The sequence below is a fragment of the Thalassobacter sp. 16PALIMAR09 genome (genome assembly GCF_000765485.1).
In the GTDB taxonomy this organism is placed as follows: domain Bacteria; phylum Pseudomonadota; class Alphaproteobacteria; order Rhodobacterales; family Rhodobacteraceae; genus Thalassobacter; species Thalassobacter stenotrophicus.
In genome coordinates, this window is record NZ_JHAK01000004.1 from 43,476 (window position 1) to 68,900 (window position 25,425).

Consider the following 25,425-nt stretch of genomic DNA (forward strand, 5'->3'; position numbering starts at 1 on the left):
CTTTCGCTTCCTTGTTTGCCCTCAAAACAGAAAATACCGCTGGGCCATGGGCAACTCGCTTGCGGGTTCGCAAGTCAGGAGTTCGCCGTTGGCGCGGACCTCGTAGGTTTCGGGGTTCACCTCGACTTCGGGGGTGGCGGAGTTGAGGATCAGGTCCGCCTTGGAGATATTGCGCGTGTTTTGTACGGCCTCCATGCCCTTGGCCGTGCCCAGTGTGCCGCGCAGGTCGGCGGCCATCGCGGCCTCGGAGACGAAACACACCGAAGACTGCTCAACCGAGCGGCCAAAGCTGCCGAACATCGCGCGTGAATAAACGGGCTGCGGCGTCGGGATCGAGGCGTTCGGATCCCCCATTTGCGCCACAACAATCGTGCCGCCCATCAAGACCATCTCAGGCTTTACGCCAAAGAACGCAGGGCTCCAGAGGACCAGATCGGCGCGTTTGCCTTCCTCAATCGAGCCGACGTGTTGGCTGACCCCGTGGGCGAGGGCCGGGTTGATCGTATATTTCGCGATGTAGCGGCGGACGCGGAAGTTGTCGTTGTCGCCGGTTTCCTCGCTGAGCCGCCCGCGCTGTTTGCGCATTTTGTCGGCGGTTTGCCATGTGCGGATGATCACCTCACCGACGCGGCCCATGGCCTGACTGTCTGATGCGATGATGCTGAACGCGCCCATGTCGTGCAGGATATCCTCGGCGGCGATGGTTTCGCGGCGTATGCGGCTTTCGGCAAAGGCCACGTCCTCGGGGATGGATTTGTCGAGGTGGTGGCACACCATGAGCATGTCGAGGTGTTCCTCCAGCGTGTTCACGGTGAAGGGGCGCGTGGGGTTGGTGGAGGAGGGCAACACATTGTCCGCGCCACATATTTTGATGATGTCGGGGGCGTGACCGCCGCCCGCGCCTTCGGTGTGAAAGGCATGGATGGTGCGCCCGCCGATGGCCTTCATCGTGTTTTCGACAAAGCCGCTTTCGTTGAGGGTGTCGGTGTGGATCATGACCTGCACGTCCATGTCATCGGCCACTGACAGGCAGCAGTCGATGGCGCCAGGGGTGGTGCCCCAATCCTCGTGCAGCTTGAGGCAAGACGCCCCGCCCTCGACCATTTCGCGCAAGGCGTCGGGCTGTGACGCGTTGCCTTTGCCCGCAAGGCCGATGTTCATCGGGATCGCGTCAAAGGCTTGGAACATCCGGCCCAGATGCCATGGGCCGGGGGTGCAGGTTGTGGCCAGCGTGCCGTGCGCAGGCCCGGTGCCGCCGCCAAAGCAGGTTGTGACGCCCGAATGCAGGGCGTCGTCCATTTGCTGGGGGCAGATAAAGTGGATGTGGCTGTCGAACCCGCCGGCCGTCAGGATACGGCCCTCACCGGCGATGGCCTCGGTTCCGGGGCCGACGACGATGTCGACGCCGGGTTGCGTGTCGGGGTTGCCGGCCTTGCCGATCTTGTGGATGCGCCCGTCCTTGAGGCCCACGTCGGCCTTATAGATCCCGGTGTGATCGACGATCAGGGCATTGGTGATAACAGTGTCCACTGCGCCTTGGGCACGGGTGGCTTGTGACTGGCCCATGCCGTCACGAATGACCTTGCCGCCGCCAAACTTGACCTCTTCGCCGTAGTGCAGCGCGTTGGCACCTGTGCCCCCAGTTGACGCCGCACCGGCGCGTTCGGCGATGAGGTCCCGCTCAACCTCAATGATCAGGTCGGTGTCTGCCAGCCGCAGCCGGTCGCCTACTGTGGGGCCAAACATGGCAGCGTAATCAGCGCGGGAAATCGTGGTGGCCATGGGGTCGTGTCCTTTGGGGCAGTGCGTGGGCAGGCAGGAGCGGCGGCGTTAAGCGTGCCGGGGTGCGGTGCGTTGCAACGGTCGGAGGTAGGGGTTCAGCGCGGAGGCCGTGTTCATAAAGCGCAAGGTCATCTCGAAGTTGGCTTGTGCCAAAACGCGGGCGGCTTGCAGTGAGGGCGCCCAGAAATCGAGCGGCCATGTGACGGCATAATGGGGGGTAAAAGGGCTTAACTCGGTACGCATTAGAGGTCTCCCATGACCTGTTGATTGAAACCAAAAACACGGCGCGCGCCCCCGATGGGGATGAGCGGCACCTCCCGGCGTTGGCCGGGTTCAAAACGAATGGCAGTGCCGGCCGCGATGTCGAGCCGCAGGCCATGTGCTGCCGCGCGGTCGAACTCCAGCGCGAAGTTGGCCTCTGCGAAATGGTAGTGGCTGCCGACCTGCACGGGGCGGTCGCCGGTGTTGGCGACCATCAGGGTGACGGCCTGGGTGCCGGGGTTGAGCGTCAGATCGCCCTCAGCGGGCAAGAGTTCTCCGGGGATCATCGCGGCGGCCTCCTAGCGGATGGGGTTGTGGACGGTGACCAGTTTGGTGCCGTCGGGAAAGGTCGCTTCGACCTGAATTTCGTGGATCATCTCGGCGATGCCGTCCATCACGTGATCGCGGGTCAGGACTTGGGCCCCGGCCTCCATCATATCCGCGACGGTGCGACCGTCGCGCGCGCCCTCGACCACGGCCTCGGTGATGAGGGCGATGGCCTCGGGGTGGTTCAGTTTGACGCCACGGGCGAGCCGTTTGCGGGCGACCTCGGCGGCCATTGCGACCAGCAGTTTGTCTTTTTCGCGGGGGGTGAGTTGCATGTCAGATCATCCAAGTGCGGGGCAGGGGGCCGTGGCTAAGGAGCCGCAGGGCCGGAAGGAGCGTTTGGCGCAGGCCAAATCCGTCGGGCGCCAAGAGGCGCAGGTGAAGCAGGTCCGGCGCCAGAAGCGAGGCGCCGGATGTGGGGTCAAGGACGGCGCGCACGGGTGTCAGCAGCGCCTCAGCGTTTGGAACTGCGAGGATCACACTGGCCAGAGCGCCAGCGCCGCCCGCGGCTTGCGCCATGTGGGCACTGACATCTCCGCTCAGTGCCATGGCGTCCGCAAAAATAAGCGCGCCTGCGCGGCGGATTTCTACCCGGTCGTGGAAGGCGGCGTTGTGCAACGTCTCGCCCATCGCGACCCGGCCCAGCACGAGGGATTCGACAAACATAAACCGCGCCGTTTCGTGCAAATCGACTTTCATGTCACGGCGCACGCAGCTGTTTTCAAACAAGATTGTTTCTTGAGGGAGCCAATTGAGCTGCGCGTCCTCAGACACGCTGAGCCTATTGATCACGCGGCCCGTTTCACCGGGCTGTGCGCCATAGGCGCGTTCGGCGGCTTGGGTGGTGAGGGTCAGCTGCGTGCCCGGCCCCGCCGTCGCCGAAAGGGCAAACCGATCGCCGCCGGTGATGCCGCCTGCGGTGTTGACCAAAACAGCCTGCAATCCGGCACCGCCGCGCGGAAACACCAGCTTGGACGAGCCCGCCTGCCGCAGGCTTGCGATGACGCTAGCCCCATCGCGGGCCTTGGCCGTGACCTGAGCCTCGCCGCGGGCGCGGGGTTGGCTGGGCGCTGTTATGGTGTGCAGTTCGGTGATCGGTTCGTCCCCCAATGAGGGTTAACTATCTCAGGACTGCGCCAAAGTGCGACGGGCGGGCTGCTATCCGCTGCCTACTTTTCGCTCATCTGCCTGCGTTTTGACGTGTTTGGTGAAAAAATAGGCATGCGCGCAAGCGCTGGCGTGGGCGGTGAACTTGGCGTAGCTTTGCGCCATGGTATTTGCGTCGAAAAAACCGCGCCTCCGGGCTGCGTTGAACCTGCAAGTTGCGGTGGTGTTGGTGGCGATGCTGACGGCCCTTTGGGTGCTGGTTTGGCCCCGGTTGGAGCGGTATTTCCTGCTGCAAGCCGCCGAGCAAAACGAGGTCACGCTGCGGCTGGCGAGCGACTCGTTGCGGGCGGCGTTGGACCGATATGCGCCGCTGCCGCATCTGATCGCGCAGTCCCCGACGCTTGGGGCGTTGCTGCGCGCGCCCGGGGCCCCCGGCGCGGTGGCTGCCGCCAACACTGAACTATTGAACACCGCGCTCGCGGTTTCGGCGTCCGATGTTTACGTCATGGGCGTGGATGGCACCGCGCTTGCGGCCTCCAACTACTACAAGGGGGAGGGGTCTTTCATTGGCAATAATTTCAGCTTCCGCCCCTATTTCACGGAAGCTCTGGATGGGGGCTTGGGGCGGTATTTTGCACTAGGGACCACCTCGGGTGAGCGGGGGTATTTTTATGCGACCCCGGTGCGAGATGGGCCCGAGATTGTCGGCGTTGTGGCCGTGAAATTCACCGTGGATGCGTTTGAGGAAAACTGGCGGGGTGCGGCCTCAGAGGTGATCGTGACGGATGTGAACGGGGTTGTGGCGATGTCATCGCAGCAGCCTTGGCATTTTCGTACGACCCAGCGGTTGGATGATGAAAAGCTAAAGGCCATCGCGCTGAACCGGCAGTACCCGCTGGATCAGCTGACGCCGTTGGATATGCAGCGCCGCGCGCTGAGTGGGTCGGCGGATATCGCGACGGTGGGGGGCATGGAATACGTCGCCTCCTCGGCGGAGGTGATCGAAACGGCAGGCTGGTCCGTGACGTCATTGGTGCCCACGGCGGGGGCGCGGACGCAGGCGATGTGGGTGTTGGCGGTGTTCGCGCTGGTGGGTTTGTTCGCAATCCTCGCGGTGGCCGCGTGGCGGCAGCGCGGGTTGCAGGCGGCGGCCGTTCAGCGCGAGCTGGAGGCCCGGGTCCGCGAGCGGACCGATGCCCTGCGCATTGAGGTAGAGGAGCGGCGCGCCACGGAGGCCGAGTTGCGCCGTACCCAAGCGAGCCTTGTGCAGGCGGGCAAGTTGTCCGCGCTGGGCCAGATGTCCGCGGCGCTAAGCCATGAGTTTAACCAACCGCTTGCCGCCGTCAAAAGCTACGCGGAGAACGCGGGCAGTTTTCTGGACCGAGGCCAGACCCAACAGGCGCGTGAGAATATCACCCGCATTAGCGGGTTGGCCGACCGGATGGCGCGAATTTCAAAGCATTTGCGCAACTTTGCTCGTCGCCCCGATGAGGCCAGCGGCCCGGTCGCCTTGGACAAGATAATAGAGGACGCCGTGGCCGTGGTTGAGCCGCGCCTAAAGCGTGATGCGATCACGTTGGATATCGCGGGGCCAGAGGCTGCGGCGGTGGTAAACGGTGGCCATGTGCGGTTGCAACAGGTGGTTGTGAACCTCCTGACGAATGCGGCGGATGCCTCGGGGCCCGGTGGGCGCGTCGTGTTGGGGGCAGCGCCCTTGGAGGGCGGCTGGCAGGTGACGGTGCGCGATTTTGGGGCCGGCATCCCCCAAGATGCCCAGAGCCAGATGTTCGACCCTTTCTTTACGACCAAAGAAACCGGCAAAGGCCTTGGGCTGGGCTTGTCGATTTCATTTAATATTGTACGTGATTTTGGCGGCACCCTGTGGGGCCGTAATCACCCGGAGGGTGGCGCCGTGTTTGGCGTGGATTTGCGCGCGGCTGAGGGCGTGCAGGAGGCGGCGGAATGAGCGAGACAATCCTGTTTGTCGATGACGAAGAAGACCTGCGCATCGCGGCCAGCCAAACGTTGGAATTGGCTGATCTGCCGGTCACGGCCCTGCCGGAGGCCGATTTGGCCCTGTCCCGAGTTGCGCGCGATTTTCCGGGGATTTTGGTCACGGACATTCGGATGCCCGGTATGGACGGCATGGCCCTCCTGCGCGCGGCGCTTGAGATTGACCCCGCCCTGCCGGTGATCATCGTGACGGGCAATGGCGATGTTGAGCTTGCGGTGCAGGCGATGCGCGACGGGGCCTATGATTTCCTCGAAAAACCCTATGACCCCAAGCATCTGGTGGCCACCGTGCGCCGGGCTTTGGATAAACGCCGCCTGACGCTGGAAAACCGCGCGTTGCGCAATCAGGTCGGTGGGCGCGATGTGGTTGAGGCGCGGCTGATCGGGCGTTCGGCTGCGATGGTCGCGCTGCGCACGCAGGTGCGGGCCGTGGCCGAGACCGAGGCTGACGCGTTGATCACGGGGGCCACCGGTACGGGCAAAGAGATCGTCGCCCGCGCCCTGCACCGCGCCAGCCCCCGGCATGACCGCCCGTTTGTGCATATCAACTGCGCCGCCATGCCCAAGGATTTGGTCGAATCCGAGTTGTTTGGCCATGAGGCGGGCGCGTTTCCCGGCGCGCTGAAGCCCCGCTTTGGAAAGTTGGAGTTCGCCCGAGGCGGCACCGTTTTCTTGGATGAGATCGATAGCCTGCCCGTGGACGTGCAGGCCAAGTTTTTGCATGCGATCCAGAACCGGCAGATTACCCGGTTGGGCAGCAATGAACCCGTGGATCTGGACGTGCGGTTCCTTGCGGCGGCCAAGGCGCCGCTGGATGCAGCGGTTGAGGCGGGCAGTTTTCGGGCCGATCTGTATTACCGGTTGAACGTTGTGACCCTGCATGTGCCGCCCCTAAGTGCGCGGCGCGAGGATGTGCCGCAATTGTTCATGCACCTCGTGGGCGAGGCCGCGACCCGTTACAAACGCCCCGTGCCGGATGTGCGTGACGCGGTTCTGGCGCAGGTCGCCACGCAGGACTGGCCGGGCAATGTGCGTGAGCTGCGAAATGCGGCGGATCGGTTTGTTCTGGGCTTTGGCCCAACCGCCGAGGCCGCAGCCCCATCCGCCAGCGATGAGACCTTGGCCACGCAGATGGCAGCCCATGAACGGGCGCTCGTGGCGGCTGCCCTGTCGGCACACAACGGCGCCCTAAAGCCCACATATGAGAGCCTCGGGATCAGCCGCAAAGCCCTGTATGAGAAGATGCAGCGCCATGGGTTGGATCGCGAAAGTTATACCTAAGCGTCGCGCAAACTGCAGGCGTGTCACCCAAACGACCCACCGTTAGCGCCACCATGTTCCGAATGTGACCCATTGGCTGGGCGCCTTGATGCTCAAAATGCGAATCCGCGCAATCATCGCTTGCGTGATGGGGCATTGCCCGCCTCCATGCGCGCATCCTGATCTCAGGGAGCTGGCCCAAACCACCGGGCCGGGAGACAGGTGGGACGCGACCAAACGCCCCCACAAAACTTTAAGGGAGAGAGTTATATGAAACTCACGACACTTCTGGCTGCGACAACTGTTGTGTTCGCAGGTCAAGCATTCGCCGACGGTCACGTGGACCGCACAGACTGGCCCACCAGCTTCACCGTTGGTACGGCTTCGCAGGGCGGCACCTACTTTGCCTACGGCTCCGGCTGGGCGAACCTCGTGGCAGAAGAGCTGGGCCTGACTGGCGGCGGCGAAGTCACTGGTGGCCCCATGCAGAACATGGCGCTGGTGCACACAGGTGAAGCCGCATTTGGCATGACCACAATGGGCCCAGCAGCGGAATCGCTGAACGGCACCAACCCAATCGCACCCGGCCTTGCAATGGACAAAGCCTGCGCGATGTTCCCAATGTACCAGACACCGTTCTCGGTGACTGCGCTGACATCGTCGGGCATCACATCGGTTGCGGACATCCCCGCTGGCGCGAAAATCGGTTTCGGTCCCGCTGGTTCGACTTCCGACACATACTTCCCACGCATGATGGAAACACTGGGCGTCGACTTTGAGCGTCGCAACGGTGGTTGGACTGACCTTGGTGGTCAGCTTCAGGATGGTCTGCTGGACGTGATCGCGTTTGCGGCTGGTGTGCCTGTGCCCGCCGTGTCGCAGCTTGAGGTCCAAACGGACGTCAACATCATCGAGTTCACCGAAGCTGAGCAAGCCAAGATCCTCGAAACTTTCCCGGTTTCGCAGTTCGACATCGCAGCAAGCACCTACACCACACTGGAAGCCGATGCGCGTTCCGTGTCGATGTGGAACTTCTCGATCGCCAACTGTGATCTGCCCGAGAGCTTCGTAGAAGCCGTTGTTGACGTCGTTATGTCCGACAACGAGCGTATGCTCGGCATCCACAAAGCAGCCCGTTCCACAGTGCCCGCCAACTGGGACAAAAACGGTGTTCTGATGTGGCACCCCGGTGCGGCCAAGTGGTTCAACGAAAACGCAGGGGCATCCATTGCCGCTGACATGATCTACGGCGGCTAATCGCCTGAGATTACGATGATAACCTCTCGCCGCGTCAAGCGGCGGGGGGCTTTTGGGCGACCCGCGCGTCAGACCTCGGGCGTCCAACATATGAGCGAGGGACGCCATGACCAATCAAACCACCGATAGCCCCGTGATTGCCGAAGGTGTGGACGACGAACCCGTCGAATCCAACCGTCGCCTGTTTACGGGCCGCACGTATATTCTGGTCGCGGCTCTTTCCGCGTTTTATGCGGGCTTCCACATGGCCGCGCTGAATGGCGTGTCGATCGCAGCATGGACCGGGATCACGATCCCGCTGTTGCCATCCTTTCCCCTAGAGACTTGGAACTTCCGCATCGTGCACATTGCGGGCGCGTTGATCCTTGGCTTTATCCTCTTTTCGGGCCGGTCGTTCCCGGATGATGACGCAGAGGCGTCGGGTCATTCGGTTCTGGACTATGCGGCTTATGGCCTGATGTTGCCAGCGTTCTATGCGCTGTGGACGGCGCTGGGCTTTGCCTCGGACATCGCGGGTGGTGTCGCTTGGAACGGTATTGATCCGGGCATCAAGTCCCGTGAGATCTGGCACTTTGGCGCGCCTTTGCTGGCTGCGACTGCGGGTGGCATCGTGATCGGCTGGGTCCGCACACGGGCGCGGGGCCAAATTGTGCCCGCCGACCTGTTGTTGGGCCTGTGCGGGATCGCAGCGGCGACCTATTTCATCACGATCTATGGCACGTTGATGCGCAACTCGACGGGCACGCCCTTTGCGCCCATCGGTATTTCGCTGGCGGCTGTTGCGGGGGTGGCCCTGATTATGGAGCTGACGCGCCGGGTGGCGGGCCTTGCGCTGATCATCATTTCGGGCGTGTTCTTGGTGTATGTGTTCACCGGCGAAATGCTGCCCGGGTTCCTGAATGCGCCTGACATCGCGTGGACCCGGTTCTTTAGCCAAGTCTATACCGACGCCGGGATCCTTGGGCCAACCACGGCTGTGTCCTCGACCTACATCATTCTGTTCATCATCTTTGCGGCGTTCCTACAGGCGTCCAAGGTGGGGGACTACTTTGTGAACTTCGCCTTTGCCGCCGCAGGGCGCGCACGGGGTGGCCCAGCCAAGGTGGCGATTTTCGCCTCTGGCCTGATGGGCATGATCAACGGCACATCTGCGGGTAACGTGGTGGCCACAGGGTCGCTAACGATCCCGTTGATGAAGAAGGTTGGCTACCACAAGAAAACTGCAGGCGCGGTTGAGGCTGCGGCCTCAACAGGGGGGCAAATCATGCCGCCTATCATGGGGGCAGGCGCCTTCATCATGGCCGAGATCACGGGCATCCCCTACACCGACATCGCCATTGCGGCGATCATCCCGGCGATCCTCTATTTCGCGTCGATCTACTTTATGGTCGATTTTGAGGCCGCCAAACTGGGCATGCGCGGGATGCGCGAAGATGAGCTGCCCAAGTTCCGCGCCATGGTGCGCCGTGTGTTCCTGTTCCTGCCGATCATCATTCTGATCGTCGCGCTGTTCATGGGCTATTCGGTCATCCGGGCTGGGACCTTGGCCACGGTGGCGGCTGTTGTCGTCAGCTGGGCCACGCCTGAGCATTTCTCGCTCAAGCAGGCGGGGTTCACGTTGCAGCGTCTGTTGGTCTTGGCAATTGCGGTTCTGACCGTGGTCCTGACGGTGGCCTATGTCACCATCACACCCGCAGAGCCCGGCGCGCCGTCGCCTGCGTTGATCACGAACCTGTCGCTGATCATCTCGGCCCTAGTGGCGGTGACGTTTGTCTATGTCACCTACATCGAGATGGCCGGCAAATCGGAGCAACAGGGTCTGGGCCTGAGCGGGATGCTCAAGGGTTTGGAGCTGGCGGGTGTCATGTCGATCCAGATCATCGCGGTGTGTGCCTGTGCGGGTATCATTGTGGGTGTGATTTCCCTGACGGGTGTGGGGGCGCGGTTCTCAAGCGTTCTGTTGAACCTTGCGGGTGTGTCGCAACTTCTGGCGCTGTTCTTTGCGATGTGTATCGCGATCCTGCTGGGCATGGGCATGCCGACGACAGCGGCCTATGCGGTGGCGGCAAGCGTGGTGGCACCGGGTCTGGTGCAACTGGGTATCCCGCAGCTGACGGCGCACTTCTTTGTCTTCTACTTTGCCGTTGTCTCGGCCATCACGCCGCCTGTGGCGCTGGCCAGTTACGCGGCGGCGGGGATATCGGGGGCCAACCCGATGGAGACATCTGTGGCGTCGTTCAAGATCGGCATCGCGGCGTTCATCGTGCCGTTCATGTTCTTCTACAACTCTGCGATCTTGATGGATGGTACGTGGTTCGAAGTGGGCCTTGCGGGTGTGACGGCGGTGTTCGGGGTGTTCTTGCTAAGCTCTGGTGTGCAGGGCTGGTTCGCGGGGGCGCGCGTGGCGTGGTTCATCCGTGCGGCCCTGATCCTTGCTGCGCTGTTCATGATCGAAGGCAGCTGGGTCACGGACGTCATCGGCGTGGTTCTGACGGGGGCGATCTTTGCGGTGCAAAAGGTTTTTAACCCACCTTCAGATGCGCAAATCTCGGTCCACGGCGCGGACTAAGGCCTGCGCAATTCTTAAGGCGAATACCCTGTCGAAACATTGGAAAACCCCCGGCCGCGCGTCGGGGGTTTTTCGTTGGTGAATGGCTTGCTTGGCCCGCGCGCTTGGACTAGCGTTGCATAGGTATGCAATTGCGATTTGCAAAACGGAGCCAAGCCCATGACGATCACTTACCTCAAGCGCGGCATTTCGGATGATGTTCGTGCCTATGATGACGCCAAAACCGCCGAAATCGTGGCCGCCACGCTGCGCGATATTGAGACGCGCGGCGACACGGCTGTGCGCGAATTGGCCAACAAGTTCGACGGCTTTGATCGTGAAAGCTACCGGCTGAGCGAGGCCGAGATTGAGGCGATTATCGCCCAAGTTTCACCCGAGGATATGGCGGATATCAAATTCGCACAGGATCAGGTGCGTGCCTTTGCCCAAGTGCAGCGCGATAGCATGTTGGATGTTGAGGTCGAGACGATGCCCGGCGTGATTTTGGGCCACAAGAATATCCCTGTGCAATCCGTGGGCTGCTACGTTCCGGGGGGTAAGTTCCCGATGGTTGCCTCGGCGCATATGTCGGTGGCGACGGCCAGTGTTGCAGGCGTGCCTCGGATCATCGCCTGCACGCCGCCGTTCAATGGGGTGCCGAACCCTGCCGTGATTGCCGCGATGCATATGGGCGGCGCGCATGAAATCTATGTCCTCGGCGGTATTCAAGCCGTGGGCGCGATGGCGATCGGGACGGAAACGATTGACCCCGTGCATCTGTTGGTCGGCCCCGGCAACGCCTTTGTCGCAGAGGCTAAGCGCCAATTGTTTGGCCGCGTAGGCATCGACCTGTTCGCAGGCCCAACCGAAACGATGGTGATTGCCGATGACACTGTTGACGCCGAAATGTGCGCGACGGATTTGTTGGGGCAGGCCGAGCATGGCTATAACTCGCCGGCCGTATTGCTCACGAATTCGCGCAAACTGGCAGAGGACACTCTGCGGGAGATCGACCGGCTGCTAGAGATCCTGCCCACGGCGGACACCGCTTCGGTCAGCTGGCGCGACTACGGCGAGGTAATCTTGTGCGACACCTATGATGAGATGCTGGCCGTAGCAGATGACATCGCGTCCGAGCATGTTCAGGTCATGACGGACCGCGATGATTGGTTCCTTGAGCATATGACATGTTACGGCGCGCTGTTCTTGGGGCCGCGCACCAACGTGGCCAATGGTGACAAGGTTATCGGCACGAACCATACGCTGCCCACCAAGAAGGCGGGCCGGTATACGGGCGGTCTTTGGGTGGGTAAGTTCCTCAAGACGCATAGCTATCAAAAGGTTACAACCGATGAGGCCGCGGCGCAAATTGGGGCCTATGGTTCACGGTTGTGTATGCTTGAGGGGTTTGCGGGCCATGCGGAGCAATGCAACCTGCGAGTACGGCGCTATGGGGGTGTGAATGTGCCCTACGCTGAGGCCGCGCGTCTACCGAGCGAAAACGCCTAACAAGAGCGTGCAAATCTGAACATCGGGGTCGCCTTAGGGCGGCCCTTTTGCGTTTTGGCCCATGCGTCGAGGTAAGGAAAACCTGACCCCAAAAAGTTAACGCGGCCTGATAATATATTTCCGTTGTTGGTTAATGAGTATGGAGGGTCCCATGCGGGCTTGGACAGTCGCCGTTGTTATGTGTGTTTTGGGGGCAGGTTGCGCAGAGAAGAGCCTGCTGCGGGAAGAGGACGCGGTATTGAAAAGCAAGCCGGTCACTTCAACTAGCTATTTGAAGACCTTGGCGGAGCACAGTGAAGCGCTATCGATGGCCTACAGGAAAGCGGCGCACGAAGCCACTGAGGGGCAAAATGTGGCAGCCGTTTTGACTTATTTGGCGGCTGGCAGCTTTGTGGTTGGGGCTGTGGGCAGCGCGTCGGATGTGGCGCTTGCGAACCGGGGGCTAGTGGGTGTGGCGAGCACTTCGGTGGCGTCGCGCACGGTGTCTCAGGACACAATCAAGGGTATCTATATCGCGTCCAAGCGCATGAATTGCGTGGCCACAACGGCCAATATGGGGCGCTTCTTGTTGGCGCGTTCGACGGGGCCGACCAAAAAGATGGCCCGGGCTGCCACCTACGGCGCGGTGGAAGAAATCCGCATCATCACGCGTGAAGCATTGGTACGCGATGTAGCCGATTTTACCGCTATTCGCGACGATCTTTTGGCAGGTGTTGGGGGCAACGAGGAGGGGGCGAGGGTTGCCAGTGAAAAAGCAGCGGGTGTGCCGCGCACCGAGATCGACTTTATTCGTCTCAACCAATACTTAGGTCTGCTCGACAATTGTTTGCTGGATGCAGCTAAGGTCACATCTGTCGCCACAATTCCCAAGGATGGCTCGTAAACTTGGGGGCGCTCCTAAAGGCTGGCGTCCTTTTCCGCCTCAGTTAGCATTGGGCTGACGCGGGGGGCGGTGCCTGTTTCGGGCCGTGAGCGTGTGCGTAAAACCGGGGTTGTGGCGGACCCGCCGCCGCGCGCCTCGCGCAGGACAATATACAGCCCGCTGGCGATGATGATCCCGACGCCAAGGATGGTTGAGGCGTTGATCGCCTCATCGAAGAACAGCCAGCCATAGACCGCCGCCCAGATGATCTGGGAATACTGCATCGGGGCCACGAGGGCGGCATCGGCCCGGCGGTACGCGCCGATCAGGCACAGGGTTGCCACAAACCCAAAGACCGCGACCACGACGACCAGCCCAAAATCCTGTAAGGGCATGGGTTTGTAAAAGAACGGCAAAAGCGCCCCCATGACGACCACATTTGCGACCATCGGATAGAGCATCAAAACGGCGGAGCGTTCCTCGCGCCCGATTTTGCGCACGATCACAGAGGCCAAGGCCCCCGCACCCGCCGCCGTCAGCCCCGCGACATGCCCAAGCGTGAAGTCCGTTGCCCCCGGTTGCAGCACCACCAGAACGCCCACAAGGCCAACGATCACCGCCATGCCCCGCCGCCAGCCCACGGTTTCGCCAAGGATGGGTACGGCGAGTAGGGTGATGATCAATGGTGTCGCGAACAGCAGCGCATAGGTCTGGGCCAAGGGCAGGACCGAGAACGCATAAAAGGCCGATATCCCCGTGATAACGGCCGCCGCAGTGCGCAGCCCGCTCCACCACGGGCGGTTGGGGCGCAGGTTCGCGGTGGTCGCATCCCGCAGCAACATCACCGTCACCAGGGGAAAGCCCAACAGCACGCTGAAAAAGACGATCTGAAAGGGTGCGTAGGAGCCGCCAAGTGCTTTGACCGCAATATCGTGAGTGGCAAAGACGCCAAATGCGGCAAGGCCCAGAAGAAGCCCGGACAAAGAGGAAGAGGGTGCAGACGACATATCAGAGCTTTGGGTGTTTGGTGTGTGCAGTCCCGCTATACCTGCGCCTGTGTTTGGTTTTCGGCAAGGCTTGATTTTGAGCGCGGGCATTGGGCGCACATTTGCACCATAAAAGATGCGCAAAGGCGGATGGGCCTTTGCGCATGATTATTGGGCGTTTGGTGCCGCCTTGGGGCGAAAGCCGGACCTTAGAGCGAGGCGTCGAGCTTTGCCAAGATTGCGTCGGTCATGCCGGATGTGGACACGGCTGTCGTGTTCGCATCGCCCAGCAGGTCGCCAGTGCGCACGCCGTCGGCCAAAACGCCTTCGATCGCGGTCTCAAGGCGCGCGGCCTCTGTGCCTTGGTCGAACGAATACCGCAGCGCCATTGCGAAGCTGAGGATACAGGCGATCGGGTTCGCTTTGCCTTGGCCCATGATGTCAGGCGCGGAGCCGTGGACGGGCTCATACAGCGCTTTGGGGCGGCCATTTTCCATTGGCGCACCCAGCGAGGCGGAGGGCAACATACCCAACGAGCCGGTCAACATAGCGGCACAGTCGGACAGGATGTCGCCAAACAGGTTGTCGGTCAGGATGACGTCGAATTGTTTGGGTGCGCGCACGAGCTGCATCGCGCCATTGTCGGCGTACATGTGGCTCAGCTCAACATCGGCGTAGTCCTTGTGGACGGCCGTGACGACTTCGCGCCACAGAATGCCCGACTCCATGACGTTGGCTTTTTCCATCGAGCAGACCTTGCCGTTGCGGCGGCGGGCCAGTTCAAACGCGGAGCGCGCGACGCGGTCGATCTCAGCTTCGGTGTAGCGTTGGGTGTTGATGCCCACGCGCTGGCCGTCTTCTTCGAAGATGCCGCGCGGCTCACCGAAGTAGGAACCAGAGGTCAATTCGCGTACGATCATGATGTCGAGACCCGCAACGATGTCCTTTTTCAGCGAGGAGAAATCGGCCAAGGCGTCAAAGCATTGCGCGGGGCGCAGGTTTGCGAACAGGTCCATTTCCTTGCGCAGGCGCAGCAGGCCGCGCTCTGGCTTTACGGAGAAATCGAGATCGTCGTACTTGGGGCCGCCGACGGCGCCCAGAAGGACTGCGTCGACCTCTTGGGCGCGGGCCATCGTGTCGTCGTGCAGCGGCGTGCCGTGCGCGTCATAGGCCGCACCGCCCACAAGGTCTTCGCTGACGTCGAAGGCCAGCCCGCGTTTGTCCCCGAACCAGCCGATGACGCGCTGCACTTCGGCCATGACCTCGGCGCCAATCCCGTCACCGGGCAAAATCAGGAGGGAAGGGTTGGACATGCGGGCGCTCCTTGCACTGCGTTATATATCGCAGCGGTGGGTAGCGGAGGTCTGCCCCGGGGTCAAGAATGGGCGGCATCTGTTAGCGCGTGACGGTCACCCAGACCAAAAGGTCCGCGCCTGCTTGTGCCACGGTTTCGGCAAAAGGGTCACCGGGGGCGGGCCACAGGACCCCGCTGTCGATGACGGTCCAGTCGCGGCTGGGCAGGATGTAATCCACGCGCAGGGGGCCGGGTGGCTTTTGCCACGCGGCGGTGTCCTGCGCGGGGGGGCCTATGTTGGGAATATCGCTTTCAAAGACCGCGCCGCCGGGGCTGATTGGGGCGGGATCCTGAAGACGGGGGTGGGTCAGGAGGGCGCGTAGTGCGGTGCGGTGCCCTTCGCCGTCCATGGGGTCAAGGTTGAAGCGGCCCGCGAGGATCGGCGCCGTGAAGGCACCGTCGGACAAGGCATTGGCCCAAAACAAAAGTTGGTCACGGTTGCGCAGGCCATTTTGATCCTCGGGGCCATCAAACACGGGGGGCGTTGCGGCCATGGCCAGCAGGTCAAACGTGCCGCTTTGGGCCATGACCGGGACCCGCCAGTGCGCCGTTGAGGCAAGGGGCACTACGTTTGCCGCGTCCGCCGATAGCACGTCACGGGCGGCGGAACCGGGCACGTCGGCCCAAAGCACGCGGCCCAGATCTTCAATCGCGCCCAAGGGGAGTTTCGACAGGATCGCCAGCCCGTTTTCGCCGCTGAACCAACCGTAGCCAAGGGCGTCTTCGGGTTCATTGAGGCGGCCATCGCCGTCGATATCCACACCGGATGCCTTGCCCGACATGGGGGAAATCGCGGCGATGTGGGGGTAGGTTTGGCCCGCCTCAGTCAAGCGGTTCTGTAACGCGCGCACCCCATGCAGGCCATAGTCGTGATCAATGCCACTGAGCACGAGGATATCGGCGGCGGCTGCGGCCAGGACGGCGATTGCCGCGGTGGATTGATCGTCGGGGCGGTCCGTGAGGGCGCGCAACATCAAGCCCGGCCCCTTACGGGTGAGGCCTGTGTCCATCCAAGCGATTTTCAGCGTATCAGCGTGGGCCGCGGGCGTGGCCAGCAGTACGCAGATTAGAAGGCGTGCAACCCATCGCCGTGGTCCATGCTGGCGTCCACGAGGCGTTTGCGCTTTGCCTCGATCATGTCGGACAGGCGGTGCATGGCGATGCCGCGCATGAACAAGGAGGCTGGCAAAAAGGCCCATAGAGTGACTGTCCACACGAGTGTTAGGTCGTTGGAAAACATCGAAAGGTTGTGGTTTGCGGCAATGAAGGCCGCGAGAGGTGGGGTGATGTATGGCAGTACAAAGCCTAAGATAATGTTAACGCGTGCGTCCCGGTTTAACCGTTTAACCACGTCGGTGCCGGCGGTTGGATCAAACGTGGGCAGGTTGATCCAGACGTTGAAACTGCCCGTGGGGGAGGGCCAACTGCGCAGCCGGATCAAGATTGCGAAGACTGTGAGCGAGACCAGAGCCACCAAATAAGCCAACCCGGCTGCAATCCGCACCATCTGGGCTTGCTCTACCGTGGTGCCGCGCGGCAGGGCGTCCATGACGATGCTCAGCGGGCTGTAGGGAAAGTCGACGCTGTGGCCCAGCAACAGGCCAATGGCAGTGACGAATTCGGCCAAAGGTGTGGGGTCATACTGTCCGCGACAGGCAACCGTGATCAGAAACAGCGTCGCAAGCAGCATCAGGAAACGCACGCGGTTATAGGGCGGTGCGTCGCGAAACTCGACCAAGCCGGGGTAGGTGGCGGCGTATTCTACAAACACGAAAAACGCCGCAAAGATCGCGAGCAAAGCCACGATCTGTGTGATCTCTTGACCCAATCCGGGCAAAAGAAGGGACGGGGTCGCCACGAGAAGCGCCACCAGAATAGCACGCATGAACGCGCCTGTGAGCTGCGAAATCACTGCCTCATTACCTCAATTTGGACGGACGCGGTACGTGCCTTGTCCTTGTCCCAAGTTGAAACCCACCTTTGCGGCGGGCTGCCTCATTTATGCCATCACTTTGCCCAAATTAAGGCTGTCGCGCAAGCATCTGGACTCACAGCAGAATCTTTTTATTTTTTCATTTTTATTGAGGATGCGTTTTTAAAGGGTTTACCAAAGACTTAGGCCCGCGCGGTGAGCACGGGCCTATATATTGTGTCGAAAAGTGAGTCTTTTGAGTCACACTTCGCAGAGTGTTTTAACGCGGTGTTAAACCCAAGGGCGGGCTTGCGAGGCCTGCGCTTCAAAGGCGTCGATCGACGCGGCTTTTTCCATGGTCAGGCCAATGTCATCAAGACCTTCAAGCAGGCAGTGCTTTTTGAAGCTATCGACTTCAAAGGCAAAGGCGGTGCCGTCAGTGATGGTCACGGTCTGCTCTTCGAGGTTGACTGTGATGCGGGCGTTCTCGCCTTTTTGGGCCTCTTGCATGATCACATCGACCTGCTCTTGGGGCAGCGCGATGGGCAGGATGCCGTTTTTGAAGCAGTTGTTGTAGAAGATGTCAGCAAAGCTGGGCGCGATTACGGCGCGGATACCGAAATCAAGCAGTGCCCAAGGGGCGTGTTCGCGCGACGAGCCGCAGCCAAAGTTATCACCGGCGACGATGATCTCGGCGTTGCGATACGCGGGTTGGTTCAGCACGAAATCAGGGATCTCCTTGCCGTCGTCGTCAAACCGCATCTCATCAAAGAGGTTCACGCCAAGGCCGGACCGCTTGATCGTTTTCAAAAACTGCTTGGGAATGATCATATCGGTGTCGATGTTGATCAGAGGCAGGGGGGCGGCGACGCCCGTGAGCGTTTCAAACTTGTCCATGGGGTTCTCCTTTGGGGCACCTGTAGCGCCCTGCGCGAGCGGGCGCAAGATCAGGGCACGGCGAAGGTGAGTGCCGCCCAAAGTGAATGATACGCAACCCCGGGCGCCTCGGCCGGATCGCGCGGTTGTAGGGTGACGGCGTCCGCAAGGTAGCTGTGCTCGGCGCGCACCGGCAGGACCGCGATCCCGTCGTTATTTGTGCGGTGCAAGGTAATCGTGACCGTGCCATCCGGGGCCTTTTCGAACAGCTCGACCTGTGCGTTTGTGCGTGGTTCGCCCTCAAGCATCACAAGAACCGGCAGGCCATTCGAGAGGTCATCGGTGTAGGGGTTGGCCTGTGCAATAATTTCGGTTCGCAGGCCAAAGACGCGGTCCGTTCCTGCACCGTCGCCCACGCCGATCAGGGCCTTGGCGTAGCGGCTATAGCTTTCGCGAAAGTTTTCCGTGGGCAGGCCACGCGCCGTGTGTGCGCTCAGGACATTGCCGAAATCTTTGTGGTCGATGAACTTCTGGAACTTGTCCCATGTTTTGTAGGCCAGCGTTTGTGCGGCGGCCTCATGCGCAACGATCAGCAGTCCCTCCGGCGCGCCGGTGAGTTGAAAGGCTGGGTTATCGCCCACGGTCGCCGCGACCTCAGCCTGCGCGCCGCCTGCGACCTGTTCAAACCGGACCGAGCGGCGGGGCACATAGATAAACGTGGGCCCTTTGAAATCTTGGCCTACGTGAAACGCCGCAAGCGCGGTTTCGCCGGGTGCGATTTGATAGGCTTGGGGTTCAATCCAGAATTCATGCGCCTGTGCGGCACCCGAAACCAAGACTTGTGCCGCGTACACAAACGCGCAAACTGCGGGCAACAGCGATTTGAGGGGAAACATAATGGGCCGGGTCCTAACTTCGATATTAACCATGATGACGCTTGTGATGGGGCTGTCGTTCGGCGCGAGTGCGCATGAGGTGCGCCCCAGCGTTGCCGACATCACCGTGGCACAGGATGACGTGACCGTGCAATTGACGATCATGTTAGAGCCGGTGCTGGCGGGCATTGACCTTGGCGCGGTCGAGGATACCGACGAAAGCGCGCTGTCGGATCAGAATGACGCGTTGCGCGGGTTGGACCCCGCTGCCCTGCGCGCAGAGTTTGACGCCGCTTGGCCGACGATTGCCCAAAGCATTGTGCTGCGCGCGGGCGACGCCCCCCTGACCCCTGAGGTGACCGCCGTCATGATCCCGGAGGCGGGCGATACCGACCTTCCGCGCGATACGATCCTGACGCTTGTGGCCCCGTTGCCTGCGGGCGACGCGCCTGTGGTGTTCGGCCTTGCGGCAGAATTGGGCAGTGTGGCGGTGCGTCAACAAGCGGAGGGCGCGTCCTACAGCGCGTTTTTGCAAGGCGGCGCGGTCAGTGACCCGTTGCCCCGTGGTGAGATTGCCGCCCAAAGCACCGCCGACGTTGTCACAAAATACGTGATCTCAGGGTTTGAGCACATCATCCCGCTGGGCATTGATCACATCTTGTTCGTGCTGGGCTTGTTCTTTTTCTCACTCGCGTGGCGGCCTTTGCTTTGGCAGGTCTCAGCCTTTACGTTGGCGCATACGATCACCTTGGCGATGGCCACTTTGGGTGTTGTGACTGTCTCACCGGCGATTGTTGAGCCGCTGATCGCGGCCTCCATCGCCTATGTCGCGATTGAGAATATCTTTCACAAGCAAGACCGCAGCATCGGCTGGAGCCGTATCGCGGTCGTGTTTGGGTTTGGCCTGCTGCACGGGTTGGGCTTTGCCTCGGTGCTGGGTGATTTCGGCTTGAACGACGGGCAGTTCGTCGTGTCGCTGATCGCGTTCAATGTAGGTGTCGAATTGGGCCAGATCGCGGTGATTGCCGTGGCCTTTTTGGCCGTTGGTATCTGGGCCGGACGCAAGGCGTGGTACCGCCCATACGTTGTGGTGCCCATGTCGGCGGCGATTGCGGTTGTCGGACTTTGGTGGGCGTTTGAACGGACGTTCCTTGCCTGATCTAACATAGCCTTTGCGGGGCGGGGGCATCCGTCCCGCTGGGGATGTAAACTGTGTGGTCAGAGCCGCACCAAGAACGGAGCGGCGCATGGGACGTTTGTTTGGCCTGGTCTTGAGCCTTTTGGGTGGGATCGCCTTTGGCCTTGGCGCGTTTTCGCTGCTGACGGTGCCGGAGGCGGGCTGGATTTCGGCACAGGGGGCGGAGGCCGTTGGCACCGCGATTTTGCCCGGATTGGCGTTGTGGTTTGCGGCGTGGATCGCTTTTGCGCTGGACGCGCTGCAACGCGACTTGGACGCTCTGTGCCAAGAGACGGCGATTGTTGGGAACACGCTGAACCGCTTCGTCAAACAGGTGGAAGCCGCGCAGACACGTCCCAATCCGAACGCGACGCGTCGCTCCTAGTGCTTGCCTGTGCCGCACGCGCGCCTATGCTGGCGCCAACACAGCACGCATGGGGGCAACAGCATGGATATCATCAGCGAAAATCGCTGCTTTGGGGGCGTTCAAGGGGTCTATGGCCATCGCTCTAAGGCGACGGGTACAGACATGACGTTTGGGCTGTTCCTGCCGGCTGAGGCGGCGGATGGTCCGGTGCCTGTGTTGTGGTACCTGTCGGGGCTGACCTGCACCCACGCCAATGCGATGGAAAAGGCGGGCGCGCAGGGCTGGGCGGCCGAGCAAGGCATTGCCGTGATTTTTCCGGACACCTCGCCGCGCGGCGAGAATGTGGCCAATGATGCGGCCTATGATCTTGGGCAGGGCGCGGGCTTTTATGTCGATGCGACTGAGGCACCGTGGGCGCCGCATTTCGCCATGGAAAGCTACATCATGCAGGACCTGCCGAGCACGGTCTTTGACGCCTTTGCGTTGGACCCGAATGCCCAAGCGATCACGGGTCATTCCATGGGCGGGCACGGGGCGCTGACGCTTGCGATGAAACACCCCGGGCGCTTTCGCTCAGTTTCGGCGTTTGCGCCGATCTGCAACCCTGCGGCCAGTGATTGGGGGCAAAAGCAGTTGGGTGCTTACCTGGGCGAGAACGCTGATTTTGAGGCACACGACGCCAGCCACCTGATGCGCACCGACGGGCTGGATGTGCCCCTGTTGATCGATACGGGCACGAATGATCAGTTTGGCGATTTGCTCAAGACCGAGGCGATGGCCAGCGCCGTGGCCACCCGCCGTGCCGAAGCCACGTTGCGCCTGCAAAAAGGCTATGACCACAGCTATTTCTTCGTCTCCTCCTTTATGGAGGACCACATGACCTTCCACTCCGAGGCCCTATACGCATGATCGACGCGGTTGTTTTTGACATTGGAAATGTTCTGATTGAATGGCAGCCAGAGCGCCATTTTGACCGCCACTACGGCGAGGACCGTCGCCGGGATCTGTTTGGGTCTGTGGATCTGCACGCCATGAATGATCGTGTCGATGGGGGTGAGAATTTCCATGCGGTTCTCAAGGACACAGAGGCGCAATACCCTGAGTTCGCCGTGGAAATTCGGGATTGGCACGACAATTGGATCCAGCTTGCCTCCCCTGTGATCCCGCATTCGGTTCACTTGTTGCGCGCGCTGCGCCGCAAGGGTGTGCCTGTGTTCTCGCTTACCAACTTTGGGATTGAGACGTTTGACTATGCGCTCACGTTCTACAGTTTCCTGAGCGAGTTTGACCGCGATTACGTGTCGGGGCGCATGGGCGTGATCAAACCCGCGCCGCGCATCTATGAGATGTTGGAACAAGATTGCGGCGTTGCGCCTGAGCGTCTGTTGTTCACCGACGATCGTGCAGACAACATCCAAGCCGCTGCCGCACGCGGCTGGCAGACCCACCAGTTTGAAGGGCCGCAAGGCTGGGCTGACCGCCTCATCGCGGAGGGGCTTTTGACATCTCAGGAGGCCACGCCCTAGGGCGCCCGATGGAGGCGATCTGGGCTCTTGTGGCGCTTGGCGCTGTCGCGCGCGCGGCCGTTTGGGGCGCAGAGCAGCCCATGGATGGGGCTGCGCGCAATGCCGCGCCCGGTCAATTCGTTGGCCTGTCTGAGGGGGTGACCCACTACCAGTTGGAGGGGCCAGAGGATGGTCCGGTAATTCTGTGCATTCACGGTCTGACGACGCCGTCGTTTGTGTTTGATGCCATGGTCCCGGGGCTGGTCGCGGGGGGCTACCGCGTGCTGCGTTATGATCTTTACGGGCGGGGGTTCTCAGACCGGCCAAAGGGTGCCTATGACGTGCGCCGATTCACGGGGCAGGCGATTGAGCTGTTAGATGCCCTGCAGATCGACGCGCCTGTCACGGTTTTGGGGTATTCCATGGGGGGCGCTGTTGCGACCGCACTGACGCAGGCGCATGGGGCCCGGGTCGAACGGCTGGTGCTGTTAGCACCGGGTGGGTTGGGTCACGATCTGGGACGGTTTTCTGAATTGTGCGCGGCGGTGCCTGTGTTGGGCGATTGGGCCTTCGCGACCTTTGGTGGTTGGGTCCTGCGCCGCGACGCACGCAATGCGCCGGACACCGCGGGTGCGGTGCGGGACCTTACGGCCCGTATCCAAGCGGAAACGCTGGGGCGCGGTTATATGCGCGCGGTCCTGTCGAGCCTGCGGCATATGTTGTCCGTGGATCAGGCCGGGACACACGTGGCGCTTGCGCAGTCGGGCGTTTCGATCACGGCCATTTGGGGGGCTGCGGACACGGTCATCCCGCTACAGGCAATGGACCGCCTTGCGCGCGCGAACCCGTCCGCGCGCCAAGAGGTGATCGAAGGCTCGGGACATGATCTGCCCTCTGGTCATAGCGCAGAGGTGCTGCGCCTTTTGTTCGGCTAGGCGGCGGCTGTACGGGCCTCTAGCGGGGCTTCCTTAATCGGCAGGTGCACCAGCGCGGACACCGCCCCAACCCCAACGCCGACCCACCAAACGATAGTGTAGGTGCCATAGGCATCATAGAGCGCGCCGCCCAGATAGACCCCCAAGAACCCACCCAGCTGGTGGCTAAAGAACACCAAGCCATAGAGCGTGCCCATGTAACGCATCCCGTAGATATGCCCCACAAGCCCGGACGTCAGCGGCACCGTAGCCAGCCACAAGGCCCCCATCACAAGCGAGAAGACGATCACCGAAAGGGGCGTGATTGGCAGCATGATGAACGCTGCAGCCGCAATTGTACGGCCCGTGTAGATCGCCGCGAGCAGGTACTTGCGGCTGTAGTGCTTGCCCAGATACCCCGCGTAGATCGTGCCCGCGATGTTGGACAGCCCGATCATCGCAATCGCCATCGCCCCTAGTGCTGAGGTGGTCGTGATCCCAAAGGACCACAGCACGCTGTTTGGATCAATCGGGCCACAGATTTCGGTGATCATTGCGGGAAAATGCGCAGTGATGAATGCCAATTGATACCCACAGCTGAAAAAGCCCACGAAAATCAGGATAAAGGACTTGTCCTTGATCGCGCCGCGCAGGACCTCACCCATGGATTGCTCTAGCTCGGCCCGGGTGGCGGGGGGCTGAACCGACCGCATCATCGGCAATGCAAACAGGGTCAAAAGGATCAGGCCCGCAAAGATCACGAACACTTCTTGCCACGCGAAGCTGCCCAGCAGGTATTCGGCCAAGGGCGCGCCGATCACCTGACCCGCGGAGCCCGCCGCCGTCGCAATACCCAGCGCCATAGAGCGATGCTCATCACTGGCGGCGCGGCCTACGACCGCTAGGATCACGCCAAATCCGGTGCCCGCGATGCCGAACCCCACAAGGATTTCGAGCATTTGATGTGCCTCGGGCGTGACGGCAAATGACGACAGAACCAGACCTGCGGCATAGAACACTGCGCCCAGCACGATGGCCTTTTTGTCACCAAATCGTTCCGCGATGGCGCCAAAGATCGGCTGTCCGATCCCCCACGCCAGGTTTTGGATCGCAATCGCGAGGGAAAACTCCGCCCGCAACCAGCCAAATTCATTGGCAATCGGCAGTTGAAATACCCCAAAGGACGCGCGGATCGCGAACCCCATCATCAAGATAATCGAACCCGCAATCAGCACGGGAGAAATCAAAGAGGTACGGGTGGCTTGCATGACGGCTCCGGCGGGCTGGGGTTTGGCGCAAGGTGGGGGGAATTTGCGCGGTGGTCAAACATGGATTTCTTGAACCGACGTAAATTATTTTTAACTGGGCGTCTGCATCAAACATGGCGGTCGCTGCGGCAAGGTGCGCGGGTCGGGGTGTCTTTTGTTCCCGGCGTGCGCAGGCTACGTAGTCCATATGTCTGATCCATTGACCGCCATATATGATGCCAAAATTGCCGAAGGCAGCCTGCGCCCAGACCCTGCGCAGCGGCTGGCAGTTGCGGCCCTAGAGGATCTGCGTCTGCGGATCGCGAAGCCTGAGAAAAAGGCGCTGTTTGGTATCTTCGCCAAGAAAAAGCCCAGTGAAGGGCCGCTTGGTCTCTATATGTGGGGCGGTGTTGGGCGGGGCAAATCCATGTTGATGGATCTGTTCTATGAGGCGCTGGATGTGCCGGCGCGGCGCGTCCATTTCCATGCCTTTATGCAAGAGGTTCATCGCGCAATGACCGCCGCCCGCAAGAACGGGGTGGAGGATGCGATACTCCCCGTGGCCGAAGGCATCGCGGCGCAAGCACGGGTGCTGTGTTTAGATGAGATGCAGATCACGGACATCACGGATGCGATGATCGTGGGGCGCTTGTTTGAACAACTGTTTGCGCGCGGCGTGTTTATTGTGACGACCTCAAACCGGGTGCCGAATGATCTGTACAAAGACGGGCTGAACCGCAGCCTGTTTGTGCCGTTCATCCGTCAGCTAGAGGCGCGGTTGATCGTACATGAACTGATTTCCTCCAAGGATTATCGGCAAAATCGGCTGGCAGGTTCGCCGGTGTATTTCGCACCCCTTGGGGCCGAGACGCGAGCCCAAGTGCAATCCATTTGGGATGATCTGACGGGTGGCCAATCCGAAGGGCTGACCCTGCATGTTACGGGCCGTGAGGTTGAGGTCCCTGCGTTTTGGGGCGGTGTCGCTAAGGCCGATTTCATGGAGCTATGCGGTCGGCCCTTGGGTGCTGGTGATTACCTTGCCCTAGCTGAGGCCGTGCGCGTGTTGATCCTGACGAACGTGCCACAGCTGGATAGCACCCGGTTCAATGAGGCCAAGCGGTTCGTCACCCTCATCGACGCGCTGTATGAAGCAGGGACCAAGCTGATTATCTCGGCTGCGGCCCAGCCCGAGATGCTCTATGCCGAGGGCGCGGGGACGTTTGAATTTGAACGCACCGCGAGCCGCCTGCGAGAAATGCAGGCCGCGGATTGGGGCCAGTAGCCCC

Annotated in this window: 24 protein-coding genes; 12 read left to right on the forward strand and 12 right to left on the reverse strand. The window is 61.3% G+C overall.

Annotated features, from left to right (window positions below; translation table 11 throughout):
- Positions 1–21: 21 nt before the first annotated feature.
- The 5 genes from ureC to PM04_RS09805 are packed head-to-tail and all read right to left on the reverse strand — an operon-like array spanning position 22 to position 3,480.
- Positions 22–1,782, reverse strand: a complete 1,761-nt coding sequence (gene ureC / locus PM04_RS09785; RefSeq protein WP_038006221.1) for an urease subunit alpha — start codon at positions 1,780–1,782, stop codon at positions 22–24.
- A 48-nt stretch (positions 1,783–1,830) separates the two neighbouring features.
- On the reverse strand, positions 1,831–2,025 hold the full coding sequence (locus PM04_RS09790) for a hypothetical protein (RefSeq protein ID WP_038006223.1): 195 nt from the start codon (positions 2,023–2,025) through the stop codon (positions 1,831–1,833).
- On the reverse strand, positions 2,025–2,330 hold the full coding sequence (locus PM04_RS09795; protein ID WP_038006225.1) for an urease subunit beta: 306 nt from the start codon (positions 2,328–2,330) through the stop codon (positions 2,025–2,027). The genes PM04_RS09790 and PM04_RS09795 overlap by 1 nt, the downstream gene beginning before the upstream one ends.
- A gap of 12 nt (positions 2,331–2,342) precedes the next feature.
- On the reverse strand, positions 2,343–2,645 hold the full coding sequence (locus PM04_RS09800) for an urease subunit gamma (RefSeq protein ID WP_038006226.1): 303 nt from the start codon (positions 2,643–2,645) through the stop codon (positions 2,343–2,345).
- A gap of 1 nt (position 2,646) precedes the next feature.
- On the reverse strand, positions 2,647–3,480 hold the full coding sequence (locus PM04_RS09805; protein WP_234702837.1) for an urease accessory protein UreD: 834 nt from the start codon (positions 3,478–3,480) through the stop codon (positions 2,647–2,649).
- A gap of 160 nt (positions 3,481–3,640) precedes the next feature.
- Here PM04_RS09805 and PM04_RS09810 point away from each other — a divergent pair, with 160 nt between their 5' ends.
- The 6 genes from PM04_RS09810 to PM04_RS09835 all read left to right on the forward strand — a co-directional run bounded on the left by PM04_RS09810 (position 3,641) and on the right by PM04_RS09835 (position 12,947).
- On the forward strand, positions 3,641–5,443 hold the full coding sequence (locus tag PM04_RS09810; RefSeq protein WP_052068300.1) for an ATP-binding protein: 1,803 nt from the start codon (positions 3,641–3,643) through the stop codon (positions 5,441–5,443).
- Positions 5,440–6,771 carry a sigma-54 dependent transcriptional regulator gene (locus PM04_RS09815; protein WP_038006228.1) on the forward strand — a complete coding sequence of 444 codons (1,332 nt, stop codon included), beginning with the start codon at positions 5,440–5,442 and terminating at the stop codon, positions 6,769–6,771. Before PM04_RS09810 ends, PM04_RS09815 begins: the two co-directional genes overlap by 4 nt.
- Before the next feature lie 249 nt (positions 6,772–7,020).
- Positions 7,021–8,007 carry a TAXI family TRAP transporter solute-binding subunit gene (locus PM04_RS09820; RefSeq protein ID WP_038006231.1) on the forward strand — a complete coding sequence of 329 codons (987 nt, stop codon included), beginning with the start codon at positions 7,021–7,023 and terminating at the stop codon, positions 8,005–8,007.
- Between the two features lie 106 nt (positions 8,008–8,113).
- A complete protein-coding gene (locus tag PM04_RS09825; protein ID WP_038006234.1) occupies positions 8,114–10,576 on the forward strand; it encodes a TRAP transporter fused permease subunit in 2,463 nt (820 codons plus the stop codon).
- Between the two features lie 159 nt (positions 10,577–10,735).
- Positions 10,736–12,064 (forward strand): histidinol dehydrogenase, encoded by a 1,329-nt coding sequence (gene hisD, locus PM04_RS09830; RefSeq protein ID WP_038006236.1) that lies wholly within the window; start codon positions 10,736–10,738, stop codon positions 12,062–12,064.
- 307 nt (positions 12,065–12,371) lie between these two features.
- On the forward strand, positions 12,372–12,947 hold the full coding sequence (locus tag PM04_RS09835; protein WP_161785918.1) for a hypothetical protein: 576 nt from the start codon (positions 12,372–12,374) through the stop codon (positions 12,945–12,947).
- A gap of 14 nt (positions 12,948–12,961) precedes the next feature.
- On the opposite strand, the gene PM04_RS09840 is transcribed toward PM04_RS09835, so the two are convergent.
- The 6 genes from PM04_RS09840 to PM04_RS09865 form a co-directional block, all read right to left on the reverse strand.
- Entirely contained in the window at positions 12,962–13,933 is a 972-nt protein-coding gene (locus tag PM04_RS09840) for a DMT family transporter (protein WP_038006622.1), read from the reverse strand.
- Positions 13,934–14,121: 188 nt separating this feature from the next.
- Positions 14,122–15,225, reverse strand: a complete 1,104-nt coding sequence (leuB, locus tag PM04_RS09845) for a 3-isopropylmalate dehydrogenase (protein ID WP_038006241.1) — start codon at positions 15,223–15,225, stop codon at positions 14,122–14,124.
- A gap of 82 nt (positions 15,226–15,307) precedes the next feature.
- A complete protein-coding gene (locus PM04_RS09850) occupies positions 15,308–16,276 on the reverse strand; it encodes an endonuclease/exonuclease/phosphatase family protein (RefSeq protein ID WP_038006244.1) in 969 nt (322 codons plus the stop codon).
- 56 nt (positions 16,277–16,332) lie between these two features.
- On the reverse strand, positions 16,333–17,151 hold the full coding sequence (locus PM04_RS09855; protein ID WP_038006247.1) for a hypothetical protein: 819 nt from the start codon (positions 17,149–17,151) through the stop codon (positions 16,333–16,335).
- A 318-nt stretch (positions 17,152–17,469) separates the two neighbouring features.
- Positions 17,470–18,075, reverse strand: a complete 606-nt coding sequence (gene leuD / locus PM04_RS09860) for a 3-isopropylmalate dehydratase small subunit (protein ID WP_038006249.1) — start codon at positions 18,073–18,075, stop codon at positions 17,470–17,472.
- A 50-nt stretch (positions 18,076–18,125) separates the two neighbouring features.
- A complete protein-coding gene (locus PM04_RS09865) occupies positions 18,126–18,950 on the reverse strand; it encodes a DUF4198 domain-containing protein (RefSeq protein WP_081945974.1) in 825 nt (274 codons plus the stop codon).
- A 1-nt stretch (position 18,951) separates the two neighbouring features.
- Here PM04_RS09865 and PM04_RS09870 point away from each other — a divergent pair, with 1 nt between their 5' ends.
- From PM04_RS09870 to PM04_RS09890, 5 genes are all read left to right on the forward strand, one after another.
- Entirely contained in the window at positions 18,952–20,088 is a 1,137-nt protein-coding gene (locus PM04_RS09870; RefSeq protein WP_081945973.1) for a HupE/UreJ family protein, read from the forward strand.
- 88 nt (positions 20,089–20,176) lie between these two features.
- Complete coding sequence (locus PM04_RS09875) at positions 20,177–20,491, forward strand: hypothetical protein (RefSeq protein WP_038006253.1); 315 nt, start codon at positions 20,177–20,179, stop codon at positions 20,489–20,491.
- Between the two features lie 63 nt (positions 20,492–20,554).
- Complete coding sequence (fghA, locus tag PM04_RS09880; protein ID WP_038006255.1) at positions 20,555–21,382, forward strand: S-formylglutathione hydrolase; 828 nt, start codon at positions 20,555–20,557, stop codon at positions 21,380–21,382.
- Positions 21,379–21,999, forward strand: coding sequence for an HAD family phosphatase (locus PM04_RS09885; protein WP_038006258.1), 621 nt, complete (start codon positions 21,379–21,381; stop codon positions 21,997–21,999). The genes fghA and PM04_RS09885 overlap by 4 nt, the downstream gene beginning before the upstream one ends.
- Positions 22,000–22,007: 8 nt before the next feature.
- Positions 22,008–22,913 (forward strand): alpha/beta fold hydrolase, encoded by a 906-nt coding sequence (locus PM04_RS09890; RefSeq protein WP_038006260.1) that lies wholly within the window; start codon positions 22,008–22,010, stop codon positions 22,911–22,913.
- Here the strand turns inward: PM04_RS09890 and PM04_RS09895 are convergent.
- Positions 22,910–24,160, reverse strand: coding sequence for an MFS transporter (locus PM04_RS09895; RefSeq protein WP_038006262.1), 1,251 nt, complete (start codon positions 24,158–24,160; stop codon positions 22,910–22,912). The genes PM04_RS09890 and PM04_RS09895 overlap by 4 nt on opposite strands.
- 187 nt (positions 24,161–24,347) lie before the next feature.
- Between PM04_RS09895 and zapE the strand changes: the two genes are divergently transcribed.
- A complete protein-coding gene (zapE, locus tag PM04_RS09900) occupies positions 24,348–25,421 on the forward strand; it encodes a cell division protein ZapE (protein WP_038006264.1) in 1,074 nt (357 codons plus the stop codon).
- Positions 25,422–25,425 lie beyond the last annotated feature (4 nt).

Coding starts and splice junctions, on each gene's coding strand:
- ureC (WP_038006221.1), bottom strand. CDS start 1,782: ATGGCCACCACGATTTCCCGCGCTGATTACGCTGCCATGTTTGGCCCC.
- PM04_RS09790 (WP_038006223.1), bottom strand. CDS start 2,025: ATGCGTACCGAGTTAAGCCCTTTTACCCCCCATTATGCCGTCACATGG.
- PM04_RS09795 (WP_038006225.1), bottom strand. CDS start 2,330: ATGATCCCCGGAGAACTCTTGCCCGCTGAGGGCGATCTGACGCTCAAC.
- PM04_RS09800 (WP_038006226.1), bottom strand. CDS start 2,645: ATGCAACTCACCCCCCGCGAAAAAGACAAACTGCTGGTCGCAATGGCC.
- PM04_RS09810 (WP_052068300.1), top strand. CDS start 3,641: ATGGTATTTGCGTCGAAAAAACCGCGCCTCCGGGCTGCGTTGAACCTG.
- PM04_RS09815 (WP_038006228.1), top strand. CDS start 5,440: ATGAGCGAGACAATCCTGTTTGTCGATGACGAAGAAGACCTGCGCATC.
- PM04_RS09820 (WP_038006231.1), top strand. CDS start 7,021: ATGAAACTCACGACACTTCTGGCTGCGACAACTGTTGTGTTCGCAGGT.
- PM04_RS09825 (WP_038006234.1), top strand. CDS start 8,114: ATGACCAATCAAACCACCGATAGCCCCGTGATTGCCGAAGGTGTGGAC.
- hisD (WP_038006236.1), top strand. CDS start 10,736: ATGACGATCACTTACCTCAAGCGCGGCATTTCGGATGATGTTCGTGCC.
- PM04_RS09835 (WP_161785918.1), top strand. CDS start 12,372: ATGGCCTACAGGAAAGCGGCGCACGAAGCCACTGAGGGGCAAAATGTG.
- PM04_RS09840 (WP_038006622.1), bottom strand. CDS start 13,933: ATGTCGTCTGCACCCTCTTCCTCTTTGTCCGGGCTTCTTCTGGGCCTT.
- leuB (WP_038006241.1), bottom strand. CDS start 15,225: ATGTCCAACCCTTCCCTCCTGATTTTGCCCGGTGACGGGATTGGCGCC.
- PM04_RS09850 (WP_038006244.1), bottom strand. CDS start 16,276: ATGGACACAGGCCTCACCCGTAAGGGGCCGGGCTTGATGTTGCGCGCC.
- PM04_RS09855 (WP_038006247.1), bottom strand. CDS start 17,151: ATGCGTGCTATTCTGGTGGCGCTTCTCGTGGCGACCCCGTCCCTTCTT.
- leuD (WP_038006249.1), bottom strand. CDS start 18,075: ATGGACAAGTTTGAAACGCTCACGGGCGTCGCCGCCCCCCTGCCTCTG.
- PM04_RS09865 (WP_081945974.1), bottom strand. CDS start 18,950: ATGTTTCCCCTCAAATCGCTGTTGCCCGCAGTTTGCGCGTTTGTGTAC.
- PM04_RS09870 (WP_081945973.1), top strand. CDS start 18,952: ATGGGCCGGGTCCTAACTTCGATATTAACCATGATGACGCTTGTGATG.
- PM04_RS09875 (WP_038006253.1), top strand. CDS start 20,177: ATGGGACGTTTGTTTGGCCTGGTCTTGAGCCTTTTGGGTGGGATCGCC.
- fghA (WP_038006255.1), top strand. CDS start 20,555: ATGGATATCATCAGCGAAAATCGCTGCTTTGGGGGCGTTCAAGGGGTC.
- PM04_RS09885 (WP_038006258.1), top strand. CDS start 21,379: ATGATCGACGCGGTTGTTTTTGACATTGGAAATGTTCTGATTGAATGG.
- PM04_RS09890 (WP_038006260.1), top strand. CDS start 22,008: ATGGAGGCGATCTGGGCTCTTGTGGCGCTTGGCGCTGTCGCGCGCGCG.
- PM04_RS09895 (WP_038006262.1), bottom strand. CDS start 24,160: ATGCAAGCCACCCGTACCTCTTTGATTTCTCCCGTGCTGATTGCGGGT.
- zapE (WP_038006264.1), top strand. CDS start 24,348: ATGTCTGATCCATTGACCGCCATATATGATGCCAAAATTGCCGAAGGC.